Below are 693 nucleotides of genomic sequence, written 5' to 3' on the forward strand. Positions count from 1 at the left end.
TTCCTGACCCCATCTCATGGAGGTTTCATGATCATTCAATGTCCGTCCTGCCGCTCCATCCGAATCGTCGCCCTGCAAAATGGCCGCAAGGTTGGCGGGACTGTTGGCACGGCTGCCGGCGCTGCCAGTGGGTTTGCCATGGCGACCAGTGGTGCTCGGGTTGGCGCTACTGTCGGCTTGGCGTTTGGCCCTGCCGGGTCCGCCATCGGCGGTATCGCAGGTGCCGTGCTCGGCGGTCTAGCTGGTGGCGTTGCCGGAGGTGAAGCCGGTGCCGCGCTGGGAGCCAAGCTCGACGAGACCTATCTCGACAACCTGGAATGCCTGGACTGCGGACACAGCTTCCGCCTCGATTCTGAGTAACCCCCTCTTCCCTTTGCCCACCACTCCGAAGCCCGCCTTGTGCGGGCTTCTTTATGCCCCTTTGGAGGCCTGAATGGATATTCCCACTTTCGTAAAGAACGAGCAGGGCCTGTACCACGTACAGGGCTGCGTGAAGCCCGAGGAAATTGTCAGCACCGCCGCTTCCATCTTGCTCGATGAGCTCACCGACCGGGAAGCGCTGACCGCGCCCACCGATGTTGCCCAGTTCCTGCAGCTGGCTCTGGCACAGGAGAAGAACGAGGTCTTCTCCGCCATCTTCCTCAACAACAAGCACAAGGTGCTCAGTTTTGAGACCTTGTTCAACGGCACCAT

2 protein-coding genes are annotated in these 693 nt (G+C 60.8%); both read left to right on the plus strand.

Features of this window, described 5'->3' with window-relative positions; all coding sequences use genetic code 11:
* The first annotated feature begins 27 nt into the window (after nt 1-27).
* Complete coding sequence (locus A3754_RS07750) at nt 28-360, plus strand: hypothetical protein (protein WP_035233488.1); 333 nt, start codon at nt 28-30, stop codon at nt 358-360.
* A gap of 73 nt (nt 361-433) precedes the next feature.
* Nucleotides 434-693 (plus strand): JAB domain-containing protein (locus A3754_RS07755; RefSeq protein ID WP_304439824.1); only part of this gene is annotated, 260 nt, incomplete at its 3' end.

This window comes from Alcanivorax sp. HI0083, assembly GCF_001635175.1.

What these genes read in the sequence shown, in the direction of transcription:
- A3754_RS07750 (WP_035233488.1), top strand. Translation starts at nt 28, where the DNA reads ATGATCATTCAATGTCCGTCCTGCCGCTCCATCCGAATCGTCGCCCTG.